12 protein-coding genes are annotated in these 19,313 nt (G+C 62.5%); 8 read left to right on the top strand and 4 right to left on the bottom strand.

Annotated elements, in window-relative coordinates; genetic code table 11:
- Nucleotides 1-102 precede the first annotated feature (102 nt).
- The 3 genes from PBT88_RS09875 to PBT88_RS09885 are packed head-to-tail and all read left to right on the top strand — an operon-like array spanning nt 103 to nt 2,092.
- Nucleotides 103-960, top strand: coding sequence for an SNF2-related protein (locus PBT88_RS09875; RefSeq protein WP_270079003.1), 858 nt, complete (start codon nt 103-105; stop codon nt 958-960).
- Nucleotides 888-1,403, top strand: coding sequence for an SNF2-related protein (locus PBT88_RS09880; protein WP_270079004.1), 516 nt, complete (start codon nt 888-890; stop codon nt 1,401-1,403). Before PBT88_RS09875 ends, PBT88_RS09880 begins: the two co-directional genes overlap by 73 nt.
- Nucleotides 1,361-2,092, top strand: coding sequence for a methyl-accepting chemotaxis protein (locus PBT88_RS09885; RefSeq protein ID WP_407696540.1), 732 nt, complete (start codon nt 1,361-1,363; stop codon nt 2,090-2,092). The genes PBT88_RS09880 and PBT88_RS09885 overlap by 43 nt, the downstream gene beginning before the upstream one ends.
- On the opposite strand, the gene PBT88_RS09890 is transcribed toward PBT88_RS09885, so the two are convergent.
- On the bottom strand, nt 2,071-3,477 hold the full coding sequence (locus PBT88_RS09890) for a GGDEF domain-containing protein (RefSeq protein WP_270079005.1): 1,407 nt from the start codon (nt 3,475-3,477) through the stop codon (nt 2,071-2,073). The genes PBT88_RS09885 and PBT88_RS09890 overlap by 22 nt on opposite strands.
- 634 nt (nt 3,478-4,111) lie before the next feature.
- Here PBT88_RS09890 and PBT88_RS09895 point away from each other — a divergent pair.
- The 3 genes from PBT88_RS09895 to PBT88_RS09905 all read left to right on the top strand — a co-directional run bounded on the left by PBT88_RS09895 (nt 4,112) and on the right by PBT88_RS09905 (nt 9,613).
- Nucleotides 4,112-5,461 carry an IS1380 family transposase gene (locus tag PBT88_RS09895; protein ID WP_270079006.1) on the top strand — a complete coding sequence of 450 codons (1,350 nt, stop codon included), beginning with the start codon at nt 4,112-4,114 and terminating at the stop codon, nt 5,459-5,461.
- Between the two features lie 735 nt (nt 5,462-6,196).
- Nucleotides 6,197-6,874, top strand: coding sequence for a Crp/Fnr family transcriptional regulator (locus PBT88_RS09900; RefSeq protein WP_270079007.1), 678 nt, complete (start codon nt 6,197-6,199; stop codon nt 6,872-6,874).
- 519 nt (nt 6,875-7,393) lie between these two features.
- Nucleotides 7,394-9,613, top strand: a complete 2,220-nt coding sequence (locus tag PBT88_RS09905) for an ATP-binding protein (protein WP_270079008.1) — start codon at nt 7,394-7,396, stop codon at nt 9,611-9,613.
- A gap of 103 nt (nt 9,614-9,716) precedes the next feature.
- Here the strand turns inward: PBT88_RS09905 and PBT88_RS09910 are convergent, their stop codons facing one another.
- The 3 genes from PBT88_RS09910 to PBT88_RS09920 all read right to left on the bottom strand — a co-directional run bounded on the left by PBT88_RS09910 (nt 9,717) and on the right by PBT88_RS09920 (nt 14,273).
- Nucleotides 9,717-11,510: an oleate hydratase gene (locus tag PBT88_RS09910; protein ID WP_270079009.1), complete on the bottom strand. Its 1,794-nt coding sequence runs from the start codon at nt 11,508-11,510 to the stop codon at nt 9,717-9,719.
- Nucleotides 11,511-12,260: 750 nt separating this feature from the next.
- Nucleotides 12,261-12,614, bottom strand: a complete 354-nt coding sequence (locus PBT88_RS09915; protein WP_270079010.1) for a hypothetical protein — start codon at nt 12,612-12,614, stop codon at nt 12,261-12,263.
- A gap of 585 nt (nt 12,615-13,199) precedes the next feature.
- A complete protein-coding gene (locus tag PBT88_RS09920; RefSeq protein ID WP_270079011.1) occupies nt 13,200-14,273 on the bottom strand; it encodes a HoxN/HupN/NixA family nickel/cobalt transporter in 1,074 nt (357 codons plus the stop codon).
- A 308-nt stretch (nt 14,274-14,581) separates the two neighbouring features.
- Between PBT88_RS09920 and PBT88_RS09925 the strand changes: the two genes are divergently transcribed.
- Nucleotides 14,582-18,364, top strand: a complete 3,783-nt coding sequence (locus tag PBT88_RS09925) for a proton-conducting transporter transmembrane domain-containing protein (RefSeq protein ID WP_270079226.1) — start codon at nt 14,582-14,584, stop codon at nt 18,362-18,364.
- Nucleotides 18,357-19,310 (top strand): respiratory chain complex I subunit 1 family protein, encoded by a 954-nt coding sequence (locus PBT88_RS09930; RefSeq protein WP_270079012.1) that lies wholly within the window; start codon nt 18,357-18,359, stop codon nt 19,308-19,310. The genes PBT88_RS09925 and PBT88_RS09930 overlap by 8 nt, the downstream gene beginning before the upstream one ends.
- Nucleotides 19,311-19,313: the final 3 nt, after the last annotated feature.

Here is a 19,313-nt window from a genome sequence, read left to right on the forward strand (position 1 = left end):
ATTGATGTCGCACCGGACTTCCCGCTTCGGGTCGTCGCGGCCGATGCGGACAGCCTGTCGGTAGACGTCGAGCCGTCCGGCATCGACTGGTTCGATATCGCTTTGGGCGCGACGATCGACGGGGAACGGGTCGATCTCGTGCCCGCGCTCCGCCGGTTGCTCGCGACCATCGACCTGGCGGAGCTCGACATTCTGGAGCATGAGCTTACCGAAGCTGGCGACATTCTGCCGATCGCGCTCGGCGATGGCAGAGTGGTAACGGTCGAAGCGACTCGTGTCCTGCCGATGCTGCGTGGCCTGCTGCTGCTGGCCGCGAACGACCCGGCATCGGCGACGTCGAGGGGGAGGCCAGGCTTCTCCCGGCTCGATCTCGGATTGCTGGCCGAGATCGAATCGTCGACCGGCGGCCTGCCCTGGAGCGGTATCGAGCCGCTACGCCGCCTTGCGCGCAACCTGAGCCAGCTTCGCTTCGATCCAACTCGGCTTCCCGCAAGTTTCGGCGCCACCTTGCGGCCCTATCAGCAGACCGGGCTCGACTGGCTCCAGGCGCTGGCACCCGCTGGCCTGGGCGGCCTGCTCGCAGACGACATGGGCTTGGGCAAGACGGTTCAAGCGCTGGCGCATATCGCGGTGCAAAAGGCGGGGGGCAACCTCGAAAAACCGATCCTGATCGTCGCACCGACGTCGGTGCTGCCCAACTGGCAGGCAGAGATATCGCGGTTTATGCCGACGCTGTCCGCTTTGGTGCTTCATGGTCCCGATCGCCATGGGCGCCATGAAGACATCACGGCCCACAATATCGTCCTGACGAGTTATCCGCTGCTTGTGCGCGATCAGGCAGCGCTCGCAAACGAGCAGTTGGGCTCGTCCTGTTCGACGAAGCCCATATGCTCAAGAACCCGCAGACCGCCGGGCACGCCGCCGCCAGGGCGCTCGTTTCCGATCGCAAGGTGGCGCTGACTGGCACGCCGGTGGAGAACAGGCTCACCGACGCGTGGGCGCTCTTCGATCTGGTCCTGCCGGGATTGCTTGGCAATCAGCGTGCCTTCGTTCGTGACTATCGCAATCCGATCGAGAAGCATGGGGATGCTGAAGCGAAGGCGCGCCTCGCGCGCAAGCTCAAACCCTTCCTGCTGCGTCGGACCAAGGATGCGGTCGCCGTCGATCTGCCGGCCAAATCCATCGTTCCGCTCACCATCACACTCGGTGCGGCGCAGATGGAGCTGCACGAAAGCCAGCGTGGACTGGTCGGACGCCCCCCCCAGCTCCCGCCAGCCTTCCTTGTCGCTTGTGAGCTACCACATTGCTATTTTCGCGGGCTAAACATCCTGGCAGGATTGAAGACTATTGCCGAATCTGCATGGTCCACATCCTCAGCCAAATCCGGAAGAATTCGACGATGATGATTGAACGATCGGCAGTGGGGCCAGTTCGCCTTCCGACAGACGCCTATTGTCGAGAGGCGTGGAACGCAGTCTGTCGGTCCCAAGCCGTGGTAGAATTCGATCCGCACGGCGAGATCACCTGGGCCAACGATGTGTTCCTTGGCTTGGTTGGATATGAACTCGCAAAGCTTCGCGGCCAGCATCACCGCATTCTATGCGACTCTCGCTATTGTCAGTCGGAGGAATATGACGACTTCTGGCGGCGTTTGCGTTCCGGGGCCTTTGATCAAGGGATTTATCCGCGAGCGCGGCGGGATACGACCGAGATCTGGTTGCAAGCAACCTATAGTCCGATGTTCAAGGATGGGGCTGTCTATCGCATTCTCAAAATCGCAACTGACGTAACCCAGAAGGTCGCGCTTGAGAGAGCTGTCGAGCGGCGGGAGGGCGACCTGCGATCTACTCTTGCCGACCTCGGGGCGGTAGTCGCGACCATCTCGACCATTGCATTACAAACAGATCTTCTGGCTCTGAACGCCACCATCGAAGCAGCGCGCGCTGGCGATGCTGGCCGTGGATTCGCCGTCGTAGCGGCGGAAATCAAGAAGCTCGCCAGCGACACGCAGGCGGCCACGAAAAGCGCCTTGCGTATGGCGGACGGCCATCGCCGGGATGTTGGCCTCGCTTACTCCTCACCCTCGCCATAAAATCTGGCTCTGCCCCCCGCCTTGGCACGATAAAGAGCTTTGTCCGCCGAAAGCATGAGATCCTGAACATTATCAATGCCGGCGATGCGGCCTGAGACGCCGATGCTCACGCTTATGATGCCGGCCGGAGCCTGTCGATGTTCCAGCTGCTCATCCTGAAGCAGGCCAAGCAGACGCGTCGCGCAAGACGTGGCACCTGACATGTCGGTATCAGGCAGAAGGAGCGCGAATTCCTCGCCGCCAAGCCGCGCTGCCTGATCGGCGTCGCGACGCGCGGCCGCAGCGATCAGATCAGCGATCTGGCGCAGCGCCTTGTCGCCGGCAACATGCCCATAATAATCGTTATAGGCCTTGAAGTGATCGACATCGATCATGAGCACCGACAGCGGGCTCCCTGTGCGGCTTGCCCGCCGCCATTCCCGTTCGAGCGCGGCGTCGAACGACCGGCGATTGGAAAGCCCGGTCAATGCATCCGTGGCTGCCAGCCCCGCCAATTCCGCTTCGACGTGTTCCCGGCGTAGCAATTCTCGCTGGAACAGCATGGCCAGTGCGATGACACCCGCACACAAAGCCAGAGTCGCAAAAATGGGTGGCAATGCGCGGTGCCACCATGGCTTCAAAATGGCATCGGTTGAGACGGCGACGTCGACGATCAGGGGAAAGCTTCCTGCCCGGTCGAACGTATAAAGCCTCTGCTCTCCGTCAACGGCTGACCGCCCTACGAAGGATCCGCGGACATCGCGCTTGATGCGCTCGAACGTTGGGGTTCCGGCGATATTATGGTCCGCGCCAGCCCGGATCGCGGGATTCCGCGCAAGGACGGTACCGTCGAGGGCAAAGATGTTAATGGCGCCTTTTGCGCCTGGGCTGACCATCTCGACCGTGGGCTGCAATGCCTTCAGCGGCATAGTGACGGCCACGATGCCCGCGAATAGACCGTCATGATCGACCCGCCTGCTCAATACGACGGTCTCGCTACCGTTAAGAAACCGGCTCAGCAGCGGCGCGCTCAGATACGGCGTGTCGTCGTCGTGCAATCGCCAATATCGGAAATAGCTCCGGTCGGAGAAGTCGGCTCCAGGCGAGATCGTGCCGCTCGACTCCGCGGCGAGGTGCCCGTGCACGTCCAGCACGAAGACGCGGTCGACGTAAGGCGATGCGCGCCCTTTGCCGAACAGAATGAACTGGCGGACATCGCGCGGGTAGGCAGCAAGATCCGTAAGCGCCAAGCCCGCCCGCGCGTTCTGGATTGCCCGATCTGCCAATCCCACGTTGGTGGCGACGGAACGCGCAAGCGCTGCTACCAGATTGCGCGATGATGCGCCTGCTTCATACCACGCGTCCTCGAGCGCCTGCCACAGTCCGAACCCAACCAGCAGCAGCATCGCCAACGCGATGACGAGCGAGAGGATGTTCAGCCGGTGGATCAGGCTCGGAGCGGTAAGAGGTGGCACGTTGATCTTTCGGTAACCAGTGCTGGTCGATGAAAGGCCTCACTGAGCGTGTCAAATGGTTAACGCACAAGCATGTGCTCTCAACGCAAAGAGGTGGCATCCCTGATGACCCTGCGATGTCGTCGAACAGGCTTGTCGATCCTGAGCTTGCTTGCAGCCAGTGGCTGCGGTCACGCTGCGCGAGACGAAACCTATTTTATGGAGCATCCGAACGAAGCCCGATCGGTGCGAGCGGACTGTGATCGGCACCGGATCAGCGGTGCCGCGTGCGAAGCCGCCTCTGCCGCCTTGCTATCGATTGCCGACAATCAAGTCCGCCCCGACCCCGATCCGCCTCGGTAGCCCTACTGATATAGGAGACGCCCGATGAACGGCTCAGCATTCGAGCAGGTTCCGAAAGCGGGCGGTGCGCGAGCGATCGGAAAGCATTAGACTTTGGTCTAGCCGGGATTATTCGCCCGGCGCTCAATCCGTGGTGGCGATCGTGGCCTAAGTCGCTGATCTAGAATAGAGAAAGGGTGCTGAAGCCATCCCTCTGCTCCGGACAGAAAGTGCCACGACCGCCATGGCCGACGATAGTGGGTTCACCTTCAACTTCCCAGCCATTCGTGGGCGGAAAATCACCGCCGCGTTCGACGGCGGCCGCCTGACGTCGGACGGCGGCGTTCTGCTGCTCGCGCAGGCCGAGCGGCGGCTGGGGATCGCGGATCGGCTCGCCGCCTGTATCGCCGACCCCCGCGATCAGAACCGCGTCATCCACCGCGTCACCGACATCCTGCGTGCCCGCATCTTGGCGATCTCCTGCGGCTATGAGGATGTCGACGATCTCGACACGTTGCGCCACGACCCCGGCTTCAAACTTGCGCTCGGCAAGCTGCCAGGTGACCCGCTCGGACTGGCAAGCCAGCCGACTATGAGCCGGTGGGAGAACGCTCCGACCACCCGCGAGTTGGTCCGGCTGACCGGCGCACCGGTCGATCTCTACTGCGCGAGCTATCCCGTGCCGCCGGCGGTGGTGACGCTCGACATCGATGATACCGTCGACGTCGTGCACGGCGCGCAGCAGCTCTCATTCTGGAATGGGCATTACGGCGAGCGTTGTTTCCTGCCGATCCATGTCTACGATACCGCGACCGGGCGCCCGGTCGCGATGTTGCTGCGGACCGGCAAGACCCCGTCGGGCAAGGAAGTCGCGCGCCACATCCGCCGGCTCGTGCGGCGCATCCGTCGCCATTGGCCCGATACGCGGATCACGCTACGCGGCGACGGCCATTACGGCCGGCCGGAGCCGATGGCTTGGTGCGAAGCAAACGGCATCGACTATATCTTCGGCCTGCCCGGCAACCGTACGCTCCACGCCGATCCGGTCGTCCGCGAGGGCGATGCCTGCGCCACCGACCGGGCGCTGCAAGGGCTGGTCGAACTGCGCCGCTATGCCGAGACGCGCTATGCCGCCAAGACCTGGGGCGCGACCAAGCGCCGTGTGATCGCGCGCATCGAGGCGAGCAGCCTCGGCCTCGACATCCGCCTCGTCGTCACCTCGCTCGCCGAGGGCAGCGCCGAACGGATCTACGATACGCTCTACTGCGCCCGCGGGCAGGCCGAGAATTTGATCAAGCTCCACAAAACTCAGCTGAAGAGCGATCGCACCTCCTGCCGCTCGGCCAACGCCAACCAGATGCGCATCATCCTCCACACTGCCGCCTACTGGCTGATGTGGACCGTGCGCCGTGCCATGCCGGCGACCGCTGCGCTGCGCACCGCCGAGTTCGCCACCATCCGCCTACGGTTGCTCAAGGTCGCCGCGCGCGTCATCGAAACCGCCAGCCGCATCCGCATCGCCTTCGCCAGCGCCTGCCCCGATGCCGCGATCTTCCGCTCGGTCGCGCTCAGCCTGCGAGCCACTGGCCCCTGAACAACGCGGCAGTGGGCCGCCAAACGAACCCCGCGCTTCAACCCTACCAAGCCTCGATAACCCGCGATGAAACAGGCGCTCGGCATCCCCGCGCCCCGTCGGCACCAGCTATCATGTCGCCCCGGTCACCATCTCGCGGTGACGTGCTGGTGAATAGGTCGGGCTAAGAGCGGGGTTCTGTCAGCAGCAAGCTTTGGTCACGCGAACGCGGTAAGCAGACCGCCCTTCTGCGGGAGGCCAACCTGTCGCGCTGTCACCGTCCCATCGTTAGCCTGAGCGGATGATGGGACGCCCCTGAAAAACCTCCGTCCGCAGCGCGGGCATGCGAACCTCGGATCGACCGGCCAAAGCATTTCCGGCCCGCTGCCGCGGCGACCGCCACGTGTCTTCTCCGGCCTTGAGCCGTCGGCAGCAGCGCAGCGCCGAGCAGGTACAGGGCGTGAGTGTTCCGCGTGACGTGCGGCTGGGGACCAGCCACGCCCCTACCAAATATCCGGAGTTCTACTGATAGGACGCATTTCGTCATGTGTTAGTTCAGCCGCGTGCTGGATTCGGCCTCGCGGGCGGCTTCGGCATCCTCAACGGCATACGACGCGAATTCCATTTCGCCTGCTGGGGAGCCGGACCGGGAATCGAGGCAGCCGCATCAATTTAAGAACGAAGCCGTCGCGGGAGACTTTGGTGGCTTCGTTTCGTGTGGGGAATGTAACGATGGAATGTGCGCGAGTGTGTGAAATGTGCGCGGTGCAGGAAGAGGCTCTGTGCGGCAGTTTGGAGAGGCGGGGTCTGTCTGATCTCAATCGGATCGGCCGTCTGCGCCGAGTCGAACGGGGCGAGACCATCGCCTGGGCGGGCGAGGAGAGCCGCAATTGCGCCAACATCCTCTCTGGTCTTTTCAAGCTCTCCGCCTCTACCGCCGATGGACGCGAGCAGACCGTCGGCTTGCTCTATCCGGCCGATTTCGTCGGCCGCCCCTATGCCCCACGCACCGATTACAACGTTACGGCGCTGAGCGAGGCTGAGATCTGCGTCTTCCCGCGACCCGCGTTCGAGGAGACGCTGGAGAGCGACAGTGCCCTAGAGCGCGAGTTTCTGCGTCGCACGTTGACAGCACTTGACGAAGCGCGGAGCCGTCAGCTGATGCTAGCCCGTCAGACCGCGGAGCAACGGATCGCGCGCTTCCTGCTCGACATGGCGAAAAAGATGGGCGGCGCCCGGCCCACGCCCGGCGGCCCGCGGACGTTCGACCTGCCGCTGTCACGCGGCGCTATCGCCGACGTGCTCGGCCTTACCATCGAGACAGTGAGCCGGCAGATGACGAAGCTGAAGGCTGCCCGCATCATTGCCCTGCCGGGCGGCCGGGCCGTCACGATCATTCGCGAGGCGGAACTGAGGGGATTAACGGCTGAGTGATAGGCGTCAGTCGCTGCAACGACGGCCGAAGCTCTCTCCACCGGAAGGGCGAGCCCATCCGCAGTGAGACGCTCACCCGCGAACCGGAGGACGGCGAGTTCTTTCAAGGGGTCCCCATGGCGGCAAGACTGGAAGAGGCAGCGCGGCATGCAGCCGGGGGTCTTGAGTGGTCGCCGGCATGGCGCCGGGCACCAGAGCATCCGCAACGTCCCGGCCTTGGACGAAGCCGTAGGCGGGCCGGACCCGTCTCTTCCGGAGCATGGCACGTTCGAGATGCATCGGACCGTTCCCAGATGTCATGCGCGGATAGGCACCGAAACGGAACGTGCCGGTTCCGATCGTCACCGTTTCCTCTCGGCCCGGATCAGCAAACTCTTCGCGTGGTCGTGCCGCTCGGAGGCGGAGCGCAGGTCGGCGTGGCCGAGCGGCGGCAGCGGCCCAATACGGACGCACCTACGGAGCTTTCCCGATTGCCCGGTGTGGCTGCTGGCGCGTATGCCCGCCCCTGAAGGAACGCCAATGATCCAAAATGACACAGACGCTGTTTCCCTCAAAAATCTGGAAGCACGGATGCGGGAAGTCGACAATTCCGATGAACCGGCCAAGGAAACCCTCTTCATCTCGGAAATCATAGCGAAGTCTCGGGCGCCTCATGATGACAAGAGCGTCTTACCTTCGGCAAGCGAACAAAAGCGAAATGCACCCGCCGCGCTGTCAGTGGGGAACGATCGATATCGCGCCCTGTTGGAGGCCCTGGACGACGGCTTCTGCATTATCGAGTTCATAGACGGTCCGCATGGTCCGCTCAGCGACTATGTGCATGTCGAAGCGAATTCCGGCTATGAGCGGCATACCGGCATATCCGGCATCGTCGGCAAGCGGCTGCGCGAGATTGTAGGAGCCGAGGCCGAAGGGTGGCTTGCGATCTACAGTAGCGTCCTCAGGACAGGTGAGCCCGTACGTTTCGAAAGGGAATTCATCGCGGCGGGCCGGCCAATCGAGGTGTCCGCAGTGCGCCTCGGTTCTGCCGAAGCACGTCAGGTCGCAGTGTTGTTTCGCGACATCGGTTCTCGAGTGCGCGCAGAGGAAGCCCTGCGCGTCAGCGAAGCTATCGCAGTGGAGAACATGCAGCGGGTCCAGCTCGCCCTGTCCGCAGGTGCGATCATCGGGACTTGGTTCTGGGATCTTCCAACCGACAGGTTCAGGGTCGACGAAGCCTTCGCACGTACGTTTGGTCTTGATCCAGCGCTCGGGCGCGACGGCCTGAGCCTCGAGCAAGTCATATCAACCGTGCATCCCGACGATAAAGCGGGAGTTGTCCGCGCGATCGACGAGGCTATCACTCGCGGGGGCGCATATGCGCACCAATATCGCGTTCGCCGCTCAGATGGCTGGTATTACTGGATAGAGGCCAATGGCAAGGTCGAGCTCGGTCCGGACGGGAACGGCCTCAACTTCCCCGGTGTCCTTCTGAACATTCAGGAACGTCGAGAAGTGGAAGCGGAGCGTGACAGGGCGCTGATCGAACTGAGAGCGTTTAACGAAACGCTGGAAGATCGCGTCGCCGAGCGGACGGCCCAGCTCTTGGAAACGGAAGAGCAATTGCGTCAATCGCAGAAAATGGAGGCTGTCGGTCAGCTTACCGGAGGCGTAGCGCACGATTTCAACAACTTCCTGACCGTGATCCGAGGCTCGGTCGATCTGCTCCGTCGGCCGGATATTCCGGAAAGCCGGCGCAACCGCTACATTGAAGCAATCGCCGATACAGCGGATCGTGCCGCAAAACTCACGAGCCAATTGCTGTCTTTCGCACGTCGTCAGACGCTGAAGCCCGTAAAATTCAGCGTGGGAGCCAACCTCGGCGCCATTCGCGACATGATGGCAACGTTAGCAGGTCCGATGATCGATATAGTCATCGAACCGCCGCTGGAGAGTTGTTTCACCGAGGCCGACGCAAACCAGTTCGATACCGCAATCTTCAACATCGTTGCCAATGCCCGCGATGCGATGGCCGGTGCCGGCCAGCTAACAGTGCGCGTTACTGGTACCGACGGGATTCCGGCGGTCCGATCCCATCCGGCCAGACACGGTCATTTCGTGTGTATATCGCTATCAGACACGGGTTGCGGCATCTCTCCCCGCCAGTTGGAGCGCGTCTTCGAGCCGTTTTATACGACCAAGCCAGTGGGGCATGGAACGGGGTTGGGATTGAGTCATGTGTTCGGCTTCGTCAAGCAATCCGGAGGCGACATTCTCGTGGACAGCATAGTGGGGGAAGGTACTACCTTCCGACTCTTCCTACCTCGCTGCGCTGCTCCGTTAGAGCAGGACGTTACGGATGTCGAGAAACAACACGGCCTAAATACTTCGCCATCCGGCAGAATCCTAGTTGTTGAAGACAATGAGGACGTCGGTCGGTTCGTCACAGCCGCCCTGACAGAGCTTGGTTACGCCCCCACTTACGTTCGGGGCTCCGATCAAGCCCTTGAGGTTCTGGAGTCCGAAGGCGGCGCCTTCAATATGTTGTTATCAGATGTGCTAATGCCGGGAATGAGCGGTATAGAGCTCGCTCACATCGTCCGTAAGAGATTTCCCGAAATTCCCATTCTCCTGGCTAGCGGATATAGCGAAGTTCTGGCTGCGGATGGGCTGCAAAGTTACGCATTTATTCAAAAGCCATACTCATTGGACAAACTCACCGAAATCCTGTCTGAAAATATAAAGAAAATAGCTATTTGATATATTGGGTATATCGAATGAGTGCGGGCACAGCGGGTACCATTAACCCGCATTTCAGGCCGCAAGATAATCCCCGATATGAGCTGTCCGGCCGGATCAATCGTCATCTCATGCGGAGGTCATCACGGAATCGATCCAGCCATCGGGTCAGGCGCCCGAACGTCTCTGAACCTCGGCCCAAAAACTGTGCGAGGTCGCTTTCTGCATGTTCGCGCCTCGCGGACCTGGCCTCCGGTAGCGGCGGGAGGACGTGCGCGAAATATGTCTTGTCGAGCAGGCGGTGCAGGAGCCGCTCGCCCGGAAATGGCTCGCTGTTGTTCAGCGCGCGTGCGGCTTTCAGCAGCGTGCTGATATCATACTGCGTCGGACTGATGTCGGCCACCTGCTTGCGCAGGCCGAGGAGGGGATACACCGCCACGCGCGCCGTACGGATCGAACTTTCCATGGTGAAAATGATGTCGTTGCTGGTCTCGACAAACTGGCCGAGCAGGCCGAGGTTGGTACAGCCTTCGGGAACGACGTGCGGTCGATCGCCTGCCGCGCGCGGCATGAACTGTGCGGTGATGTAGGGCATCAGCGCCAGGCGCACTTTCGTGTTCGCTGCCACGGCCTCCAGTTGCCCGACGATCCCCAGATGATAGCAGAGTTCCGCCAGTATTTCCCTGCCGGTGCAGGCTGGCATCGGCTTCTTCACATGATTGCCTTCCCTGTCCATCAGGAGCGCATAGGCCCAGATCACCAGCACGTCCTCGGGCTGGGTCGGAAAATGCGGCTGGCGGTTGCAGGTGAAGCTCAGCACCCAGTTCGAGTCGGTGAAGGTAATGACGCCGCCCGTCACCGTCCGGCCGGAATAGGGATCGTTGACCGAAAGCGCCTTGAGCTTCTCAACCAGGGGGGAGGGCCTGCAGGTCAGCGTAACCGATTCCCACATCGAGCCATCGACGTTGCCGTAGAATTTTTCCGGTTTGCCGAAGATCGGGGATTTCCGCGCCAGATTGCGCCACAGCGTCCAGTCGCTCTCTTCGCCTGGCTCGTGACGGCCACGCCTGAGCACCGGGGCGGTATCGAGATCGCCGTAAGCGGTGCCTTCCGTCATCGAGCCTGTCAGAGCGAAAACCACATCGTCGGGACCGAGCGCGACGACTGTCTCCTTGCCATCGACGCTGGCACGCATGGCTGTGACGGTCCGTGCCCCGGCATCCGTCGCCATGTCCAGATCGTGGACCCGGGTGTTGAACTGCAACCTGACGCCCTTGTCGCGGAGCAGACGCATCAGCGGTACGACGAAACTGTCGAACTGGTTGTATTTCGGAAAGACCAGCGCCGACATGTCGGCCAGCCCGTCGATGGCATCGAGAAAACGATGCATGTAGAGCTTCATCTCGAGCAGGCTCTGCCAGTTCTCGAAGGCGAACATCGATCGCCAGAGATACCAGAAATTGGTCTCGAAAAAGCTTTTGCTGAAATATTCCTCGATGGTGACGTCGTCGAGGTCCTCCTTGCGCTTGAGCAGCAGTCGGATCAGCTCCCATTGGTGCGATTTCCGCAGACCGAGTGTCGAGAAGTCGCGGATCTGGCCCTGCTTGTGCAGGAGCCTGGATTTCGAAAAATTGGGATCGTTGTCGTTGATCAGCCGGTATTCGTCGAGAACGCTGTAGCCTGCCGGCAGTTCGAGGGCCGGCACGTCCTGAAACAGGTCCCAGAAGTTGTCGTAGTTCCAGTTCATCTCCCGACCGCCGCGGATGATATACCCCTCGTCCGCATCTCCAGCGCCGTCGAGGGAGCCGCCCTCGAGGTCCAGCGCATCGAGCATGGTGATGTCTTCGCCCTTTATGCCGCCATCGCGGATCATGTAGAAGGCGGCCGCGAGCCCGGCGATACCACTGCGACGATCCACGCCTTGCGACCAGCGACCGGCTGGACGGGCACGGGGCGGTTACGCATATAGGGGCCGGTCATGTCCGGCGGTGGGAGCGTGTCACCCGCGCCTTTGTGCCAATAGGCGGCCGTGGCGTCAGCCTCGACCTTAAAGCTTGTTCGCGCAGTCTTCGGGTCGCGAGGTACGGTGTCGTTCATGACGATCTATCCTGCTGCAGAGCCGATCCACAGCCCTTTATCTATACCTGCCGTGATATCCAAGAAGCCCGGCATACGTGATGGCCGTGAACACCGCCTGCTGTGGACCCGCCGGCAATGCACGCGCCGCACGCGGATATACGGTTAGCCATCGCCGACCTCCGTAGCGTTCGGATGCGTACCTGCTTCTATCGGGGTGCCCGCATCGGAGCCTGAACGGCCGGCCGCATCCTGGATGTCGGTGAATCAAACTTGTCGGTTCGAGAATCCGGTTGTAATGCACGCTATCACGAAGCCGCTTGCTCGGAGTCGCTTTCAGTCTGAGCCCAAGCGAGCGGATATTCGATCGGGTATGCGGTCCATAGAGGCCCGCCGGCTCGAAACCGGAGCGGCTTAGTGTGGATCGGCACCGAAAGCGGGCTTTGTCTCCGAACGATGAACTACTCACGAAACTTTCGAAAGGGCGGGTTGTGACGGCGTCTCGATCGGCGCCGATTAAACCCGTATCAGCTTCGGCGCAGATTCAAAGGCTTGGCAGGAATCTGCCGTAACCGGGGCAGATTTCCGGGCGTCAGCCAGCGGCTTGTGCGATGAGACCCGCGAGGCTGGGAACGGGTAGGACGCCCGGGACATGGAAGCGGTTACCGAGGAAGCGGTAATAAGAGACGCCGAGCTTGGCGCATGTTTTCATGAGGTCGAGCATGGTGTCGCGGGCAATCTTTCCCGCTTCGCCGACGGTGCCGCCGGAAATTTTTCGCTTAGTGACAAGTGCGCGGATGTCATTCTGCGAGCCGTTCGTATGGAGGGGGTCTCGGGCCTTTCGAGGACGCTTAACGGTGTGGATTTCCGGTGGCGGAGCCGCCTGAGCAGGCGGTCGAGCATCGATAGCCGGTCGACCTGGTGAAAATCCTGTCGAAGCGAGCATGCAACGCTCTTGCGCGTTTGGGATCGGGTTCTCGTTGGTAAGCCTTGAGATCGGCGTAGAGCCACCAGATCAGGCTTCGCTTGAGATCGACCGCACGGCGATCCCGCTGGCGCCTCGACCTTGAGTTTCACCTCCGAGGTGACAGCCAGCTTCTCCTTGACCGAACCGCGTCGCTCCTTGCCGGCTTTCGCGCGCTTCAACCGAGACGTCGCCTTCTCCATACCTGACGGCTTGGTCTTGAACTCCGGACGCGGCGGATGCCCCTTCAGCCGCGCAATCTCGTCCTCCAGATCCTGATTTTCGGCTCTCAATTCCGCATTCTCAGCGGTCAGACGATCAACCGTTCCTCGAGCCGATCGCACCGCTCAAACCAGCGCCTAAACAACACGACGCAGATCTAATCCGATGGATCGTCCGGTTCATGAACGCCAAGAGTCATCCATAGGATGAATCGCGTCGCCCCGCGTTTGAAAACCCCTCCGCCCGGAAATCTGCTTCGGTTACGAATCTGCTGGGTTCCGTTTTCGAGGCCGACTCAGCGTGAGATGCCAATACCGATTCGGCCCGACGCCTCGCGCGCGCGTCCTATTGTATCAGGCAAGACGGTGATTTCTTGGGACTGACGCGGTAGGTGAGCGCCGAGACTGCCCAACTCAGAACGAACAGCGTGACAATCGCCAACCCCATCGTGCCAATCCGTTGGGAAACGCCATCGATCCAGTTCCGGCCTTCTCCGGAAAAACCAAAGCGATCTGCAAGAAGCCCCGCTGCCTCGGTCCCGCCGACCACGATTGCGATCACCACCGAAAGGAAGGTCATCGTCAGGTTGTAATAGAGCTTGCGGACCGGCTTGACGAAAGCCCAGCCATAGGCACCCACCATAAGGACGCTGTCGGTGGCGTCGACAAGCGACATCCCTGCGGTGAATAGCGCTGGAAAAATCAGGATCGTCCAGAAGGGCGCCCCGTGGGAGGCCTGGGCAGCGGAAATGCCGAGCAGACCGATTTCAGACGCGGTGTCGAAGCCCAGTCCGAACAGGAAGCCGAGAGGGTACATGTGCCAGCTCGCGCCGATCAGCCGGTAGAGCGGATTGAGGACCCGCGACAGCAACCCCCGGCCTGACAGGAGGGCGTCCAGACTGTCATCCAGATGCTCCTCGCCCGCGCGAACGCGTTGGATGGTGCGCCAGATCGCGACGAGGATCGTAAGGTTGATCGCGGCGACGGCGAGCAGGAATGTCGCTGAAATCGCGGTGCCGAAGGTTGCCCCGATTGCTTGCAGCCCGGCGAGCCGATGATGAAGCAGGTTCCCGACCATTGCCAGTCCCACGCAGGCGAGAACCACGACCGTCGAGTGGCCGAGGGAGAAGAAGAGGCCCGTACTCAGCGCGCTCTTGCGCTCCTGCATGAGCTTGCGGGTGACGTTGTCGATGGCGGCGATATGGTCCGCATCGACCGCATGCCGAAGGCCCAAGCTGTACGCCAGCGTGGCGGTACCGATAAGTACCGGCTGATGCCGGAACGTCGCCAGCGCCCAAATCCAGACCAGCAGATTGGCAGCGATCAGGCCACAATACATTGCCACGATGCGGGGGAAGAGAGAGCTTTTCCGATTACCGGAATCCGCATTCTCCCGGGTAGCGTCGCCCTTGTTCGCCATCGCCGTCACCTGAACTCCTTGCTCCCGCAACCCGCAGAACCAGAACAGGGCGTCAAGGCGATATGCCGGTCTGCCTGGCGGTGCTGTCTGTCGATATGCGCCTGATGCAATGGCCGACCCGTTTGTCCTATCCGGGATTCCCCTAAGAGACGCGAGACATCGGATGTGGGATCGCCCGGGCTCATGGCTCGCGCTTTTGACCATTCCCGCCCGAAGCGGACCTGCGTTCTGGGCGTGGGCTGTCCTTGCGGCGGGTGTGGAACGTCGATCGCGGGGCAGTGCACGTTAGGGTATTCTGCGTGACCAATATGTCGGCGCTTGCATGGCTGGGCCTGATTCTGGTGATCGCAGGCGAGAGCCTGGCGTTGCTGACTTGCCGCGACATCAGGAGGATGCTGGCTTTCTCGACGGTATCCGAGTTCGGTTACGTCCTGATGGGATGGGGTACGGGCACCGCCATCGGCGAGAGCGGGGCGATCATGCACCTGTTCTATCAACTGGTCATGCGAGGGCTGGTGTTTCTCAGCGCGGCGCGGCTGGTGCGGCGCGCCGGCTCGTCGCGGACGGCGGACTTGATCGGGAGCTATCAGGCGGCGCCGCTCACATCCTTGCTGTTTGCGTTCGGCATGTTCTCGGTCATGGGCCTTTCGCCCTTCAAAGGCTCCTTCTCCAAGTTCGTCGTGCTTTATGCCGGTATCGAGAGCGGCAGCTGGATCATCGCGGTGGCTGGGACCATCGGCAGCATCATCGCCGCAATCTATTTCCTGTTCGCCGTGCAGACCGTGTGCCTAGCGCGGCCGAAAGCCGGCGATGCCGTTTCGGCCGCGCCGCTGCGTTTTGGTATCGATGGCGTAGCGATGGTCGCGCTGGCGGCCGTCACGATCGTCATGAGCCTCGATCCGGCGCCGTTCCTGGCCGTTTCGGCGCATCTCGCCGGGGTTGCCGACATTTCCCGTTTCCCGGAGTTCGAGTCGGCGTGGAGCCGCGTCATCATCCTGCCGAGCGCGGGGGCCTTCATCGTCTTCGCTGCCGGACGGCTCTCAGCGCGATTGCAGGAGGGCGCAGCGGTGCTTCTGGCGGTGGCGACCCTCGCGCTTGTCGCGATCGGATACCATGCTGGCGATCTCGGTGACTTTTTCGCCCTGCTGTTCGCGGTTGGCGGGCTGGCCGTCGTCGTTTATTCGACGGCTGCGATGCGCGGCTCGGCCGCTCCCGGGCGCTATTATTTCTTCGTGTTCCAGATGCTGGGTGCGCTGATCGGCGTCGCCACTTCGCACCATCTCGGCAATTTCTATCTGTTCTGGGAGCTGATGACCTGGGCGTCCTATCTGCTGGTGGTCCAGGACCAGACCGAGGACGCGCTGAAGGCGGGCGCGCGCTACTTCCTCATCTGTACGTCGGGCGCCTATGTGATGCATTTTGGCATCCTGCTGCTGCACGCCTACGCCGGCACTTTCGATATGGGCCGGATTGCCGCGATGGCCGGGAGCCTCCCGCCGGCCGCCCTGCTGCTAATTGTCATGACCTTCATGGTCGCATTCATCGCCAAGACCGGCCTGTTCCCGCTCCATTTCTGGGTGCCACCGGCCGAGCGCGAGGCGCCATCGGCCATTTCCGCGCCGATGTCTGCGCTGTTGGCTGCGGCCGGCCTATTCGGCGTCATGCGGGTTCTGTTTACGCTTTTCGGCGGCGTGTTGCCGCCGGCCGGCTGGGGGCTGGCCGGTCTCGGAATGCCCGAGTTGACGCTGGTCGTCCTGGGCGGCGTCACCCTGCTGGTCGGCGAAATCGGTGCTTACCGGCAGAGCGATATCAAGCGGATGCTGGCCTATTCGACGATCGCGCAGATGGGCGAGGTCGCAATGATGCTAGGCATCGGCACCTCGCTGGCGCTGGCGGGCGCACTGATGCATGTCGTCAACCACGCGCTGATGAAGTCGGTGCTGTTCTTTTGCGTCGGCGCTCTTGCGCTCCGCACCTGCGCCCGGACGCTCGACGATCTGCGCGGCCTCGGTAAGGCGATGCCGCTGACGGCCTTCCCGATGGCGATCGCGATCCTCGCGATCATGGCCCTGCCGCCCTTTGGCGGCTTCGTCGGCAAGTTCCTGATGATCTATGCGGCCGTGCAGGCGGGCCAGATCCTCGTCGCCGTGGTGATGCTCACCGGCGGCGTGATTGCCGCGATGTATTATGCGCGTATCCTGCGCACCCTCTTTTTCGAGCGCTACCAAGGCCCTCCCGTCGCCGAGGCTCCCGCGGCCATGCAGGCGGTGAGCGCTATCCTTGCCCTGCTGGTGACGATGAACGGTCTCTATCCGGCAGGCGTGCTCGGATTCGTGTCCCCCGTCGCCGACGCCTTGGCAGCTCAGCGCGGCCTCGCGCTGATCGCTCTGCCTCCGCTCGCGATGCACTGGTCGCTGGCGGCGCTGATCGCAGCGATGGGGTCGATCGCGGTGTTCGCGATCGGCCGGCGCTCGGCGATGCGGGCCGGAATGACTGCGGTGGTGACTATGGCGCTCGCGCTGGCCGGCGTGCTATTCGAGGCCGGGCGCTATGATCTCCTATCCTTCTGGTTCGCCGCGCTGATCGCGGGCGTCGGCTTGCTTAATATGGCCTATTCCTCTGGCTATATGGCGCATGAGCATGCGCCGAACCGCTACTTTTTCTTCTTCACGATGATGATCGGCGGGCTGCTCGGCCTAACCGCCGCACGCAATCTGTTCGATTTCTTTGCCTTCTGGGAACTGATGAGCAGCTGGACCCTGTATCTCGTCACAATCCACGAAGAGAGCGACGAGGCGCTGCGCGAAGGCTATAAATATTTTATCTTCAATTTCGTTGGCGCGAGCTTCCTGTTCCTGGGGCTGACGCTGCTGGCGGCGGAGGCGCACAGCTTCGCGCTGGCCGATCTGGCCCATGCCGCCGCATCGATCCCGGCGGCGGCCCTGTGGTCGACGTTGGCGCTGATCTTTCTAGGCCTCCTGATGAAGGCGGCGCAGCTACCGATCCGCATCGACGTCCAGATGCATCCCGTGCCCGCGCCGACCCCGGTGAGCGGCTACATCTCCGCCGTGCTGCTCAAGGCGGGCCCGTGGGGCGTGCTCAAGGTCTTCGTCCTGCTCGGCGCGGCGGCCACCTTCGCGCGGCTGCGCCACGATCTGCCATGGGCGCCGGACCTGATGCGCGTCACATCGATCGTCGCCGCGATCACGATCCTCTACGCCGGCGCCAAGGCGATGGTGGAGACGGGCGTCAAGCGGCTGCTGATATACAGCACGGTCAGCCAGCTCGGCTATGTCCTGCTCGGCCTCTCGCTCGGGACGCCGCTCGGCATCGCGGGCGGCCTGATGCATGCCGTCAACCACATGCTGCTGAAGAACACGCTTTTCCTGGTGGCGGGCAGCATCCTTTGTCAGGCGCCTGTCCGCACGCTGGACGAACTGGGCGGTCTTGGCAGGCGCATGCCGATCACGTTCGGCATCTTCTTCTTCGCCGGCCTGTCCGTATCCGGCATTCCTCCGTTCAACGGCTTTTCGTCGAAGTGGATGATCTATCAGGCCTGCTTCGAGAGCGGCCATTATCTGCTGGGGCTTGCCGCGATGCTCTCCAGCCTGTTTACGCTCGCGGCCATCCTGAAGTTCGCGCACAGTGCCTTCATGGGGCCGCCGACCACGGCGGCGCTGAGGATCGACGAGCCGCCGAAGGTGATGCTCGTCCCAATGTTGCTTCTCGTCGGCGCCAGCGCCGCGATCAGTGCTTTTCCCGGTATCCTGCTCGTGCCCGTATCGCAGGTGCAGGCCGCGCTGGGGCTGGAGGCGGTGCCGGCGACCTGGCTCGGCGGCGTGCCCGGACCGCTGCCATGGCATCCCCTGGCGCTGGCTTTGGCGCTCGGCGGCTCGACGCTGATCGGTTGGGGCTATCGTCGGCTCTCCTCGCCCCGGCGCTCGATCAGCCCGATCTACACGGGCGGCGTGATCGCGCGACCCGGCGAGCGCATGGAGGTGCCGGCCTCCTCGCTCTACGAGACGCCCGCACGCCTGATCCGCGCCGCCCTCCCGGGGCCGAGGCTGGAAGAGGTCCGCGCCGATGACTGAGATTGTCCTGCGCATCCTGTCTGCTGTGCTGATCTTTCCCGGCGGGGTGTTCGCCATCGCGCTCGGGCTTCTGCTCAAGGGTGTGGAGAGACGCCTGGTCGCGCGTCTCCAGCGCCGAATCGGGCCGCCGCTGCTCCAGCCCTTCTACGATCTTGCCAAGCTCATGCAGAAGGAAACGTTCGTTCCGGATCTGGCCGATGCGGGCCTGTTTCTCCTGACCCCGATGATCGGCGTCGCGAGCATGAGCGTGGCGATGGCCCTGCTGCCGATGGCGGGCGTCTACACCCCGTCGGCGGCGCTGGGCGACCTGATCATCCTCTTCTATCTCATCTCGCTTCCGGCGCTGGCGCTGATGCTGTCCGGCTCCGCATCCGGATCGCCGTTCGGCGCGCTGGGCTTCTCGCGCGAGATGGCGATGATGCTCGCCTATGAAGGCCCGATCCTGCTCGTGATCGTTAGCGTGGCGCTGTATGTCGGCCAGGCGACCGGCGGCGGAGTTACCTTCGATCTGGTCACGATCGTCCGCTACCAGATCAATCATGGCCCGCTCCTGCTCGAATGGCGGCTGGCGCCGGCGCTGCTCGCCTATCTGGCCTTCATCCCCGCGAACCTTGGTATGCCGCCGTTCGACATCCCCGAGGCGGAGACCGAACTCGCCGAGGGGCCTCTGCTTGAATATAGCGGTTCGTCGCTTGGCCTGCTCAAGCTCGGCGCCGCGATCAAGGCGGTGGTCGTGACCGCGCTCGGCATCACGCTGTTCTGGCCGAACGGCCCCGCGGGGGTGGCAGGCGTGCTTGTCTTTATCGCCAAACATATGCTGGTTGTCGGCGGATTGGCGCTGCTCAAGGCCGGGGTCGGGCGCATGCGTATCGATCAGGCCGTGCTTTTCTACCTGAAATGGCCGATGCTGCTTGGCGGTGTCGCGCTTGTCGCAGTTCGTGCATAGGAG

It is taken from the genome of Sphingomonas abietis (assembly GCF_027625475.1).
GTDB classification, from domain to species: domain Bacteria; phylum Pseudomonadota; class Alphaproteobacteria; order Sphingomonadales; family Sphingomonadaceae; genus Solisphingomonas; species Solisphingomonas abietis.

Bases quoted from the DNA above. Each gene is read 5' to 3' on its own strand.
- PBT88_RS09880 (WP_270079004.1), top strand. From the start codon at position 888: ATGCTCAAGAACCCGCAGACCGCCGGGCACGCCGCCGCCAGGGCGCTC.
- PBT88_RS09885 (WP_407696540.1), top strand. From the start codon at position 1,361: ATGGTCCACATCCTCAGCCAAATCCGGAAGAATTCGACGATGATGATT.
- PBT88_RS09890 (WP_270079005.1), bottom strand. From the start codon at position 3,477: ATGCTGCTGCTGGTTGGGTTCGGACTGTGGCAGGCGCTCGAGGACGCG.
- PBT88_RS09895 (WP_270079006.1), top strand. From the start codon at position 4,112: ATGGCCGACGATAGTGGGTTCACCTTCAACTTCCCAGCCATTCGTGGG.
- PBT88_RS09900 (WP_270079007.1), top strand. From the start codon at position 6,197: ATGTGCGCGGTGCAGGAAGAGGCTCTGTGCGGCAGTTTGGAGAGGCGG.
- PBT88_RS09905 (WP_270079008.1), top strand. From the start codon at position 7,394: ATGATCCAAAATGACACAGACGCTGTTTCCCTCAAAAATCTGGAAGCA.
- PBT88_RS09915 (WP_270079010.1), bottom strand. From the start codon at position 12,614: ATGCTCGCTTCGACAGGATTTTCACCAGGTCGACCGGCTATCGATGCT.
- PBT88_RS09920 (WP_270079011.1), bottom strand. From the start codon at position 14,273: ATGGCGAACAAGGGCGACGCTACCCGGGAGAATGCGGATTCCGGTAAT.
- PBT88_RS09925 (WP_270079226.1), top strand. From the start codon at position 14,582: ATGTCGGCGCTTGCATGGCTGGGCCTGATTCTGGTGATCGCAGGCGAG.
- PBT88_RS09930 (WP_270079012.1), top strand. From the start codon at position 18,357: ATGACTGAGATTGTCCTGCGCATCCTGTCTGCTGTGCTGATCTTTCCC.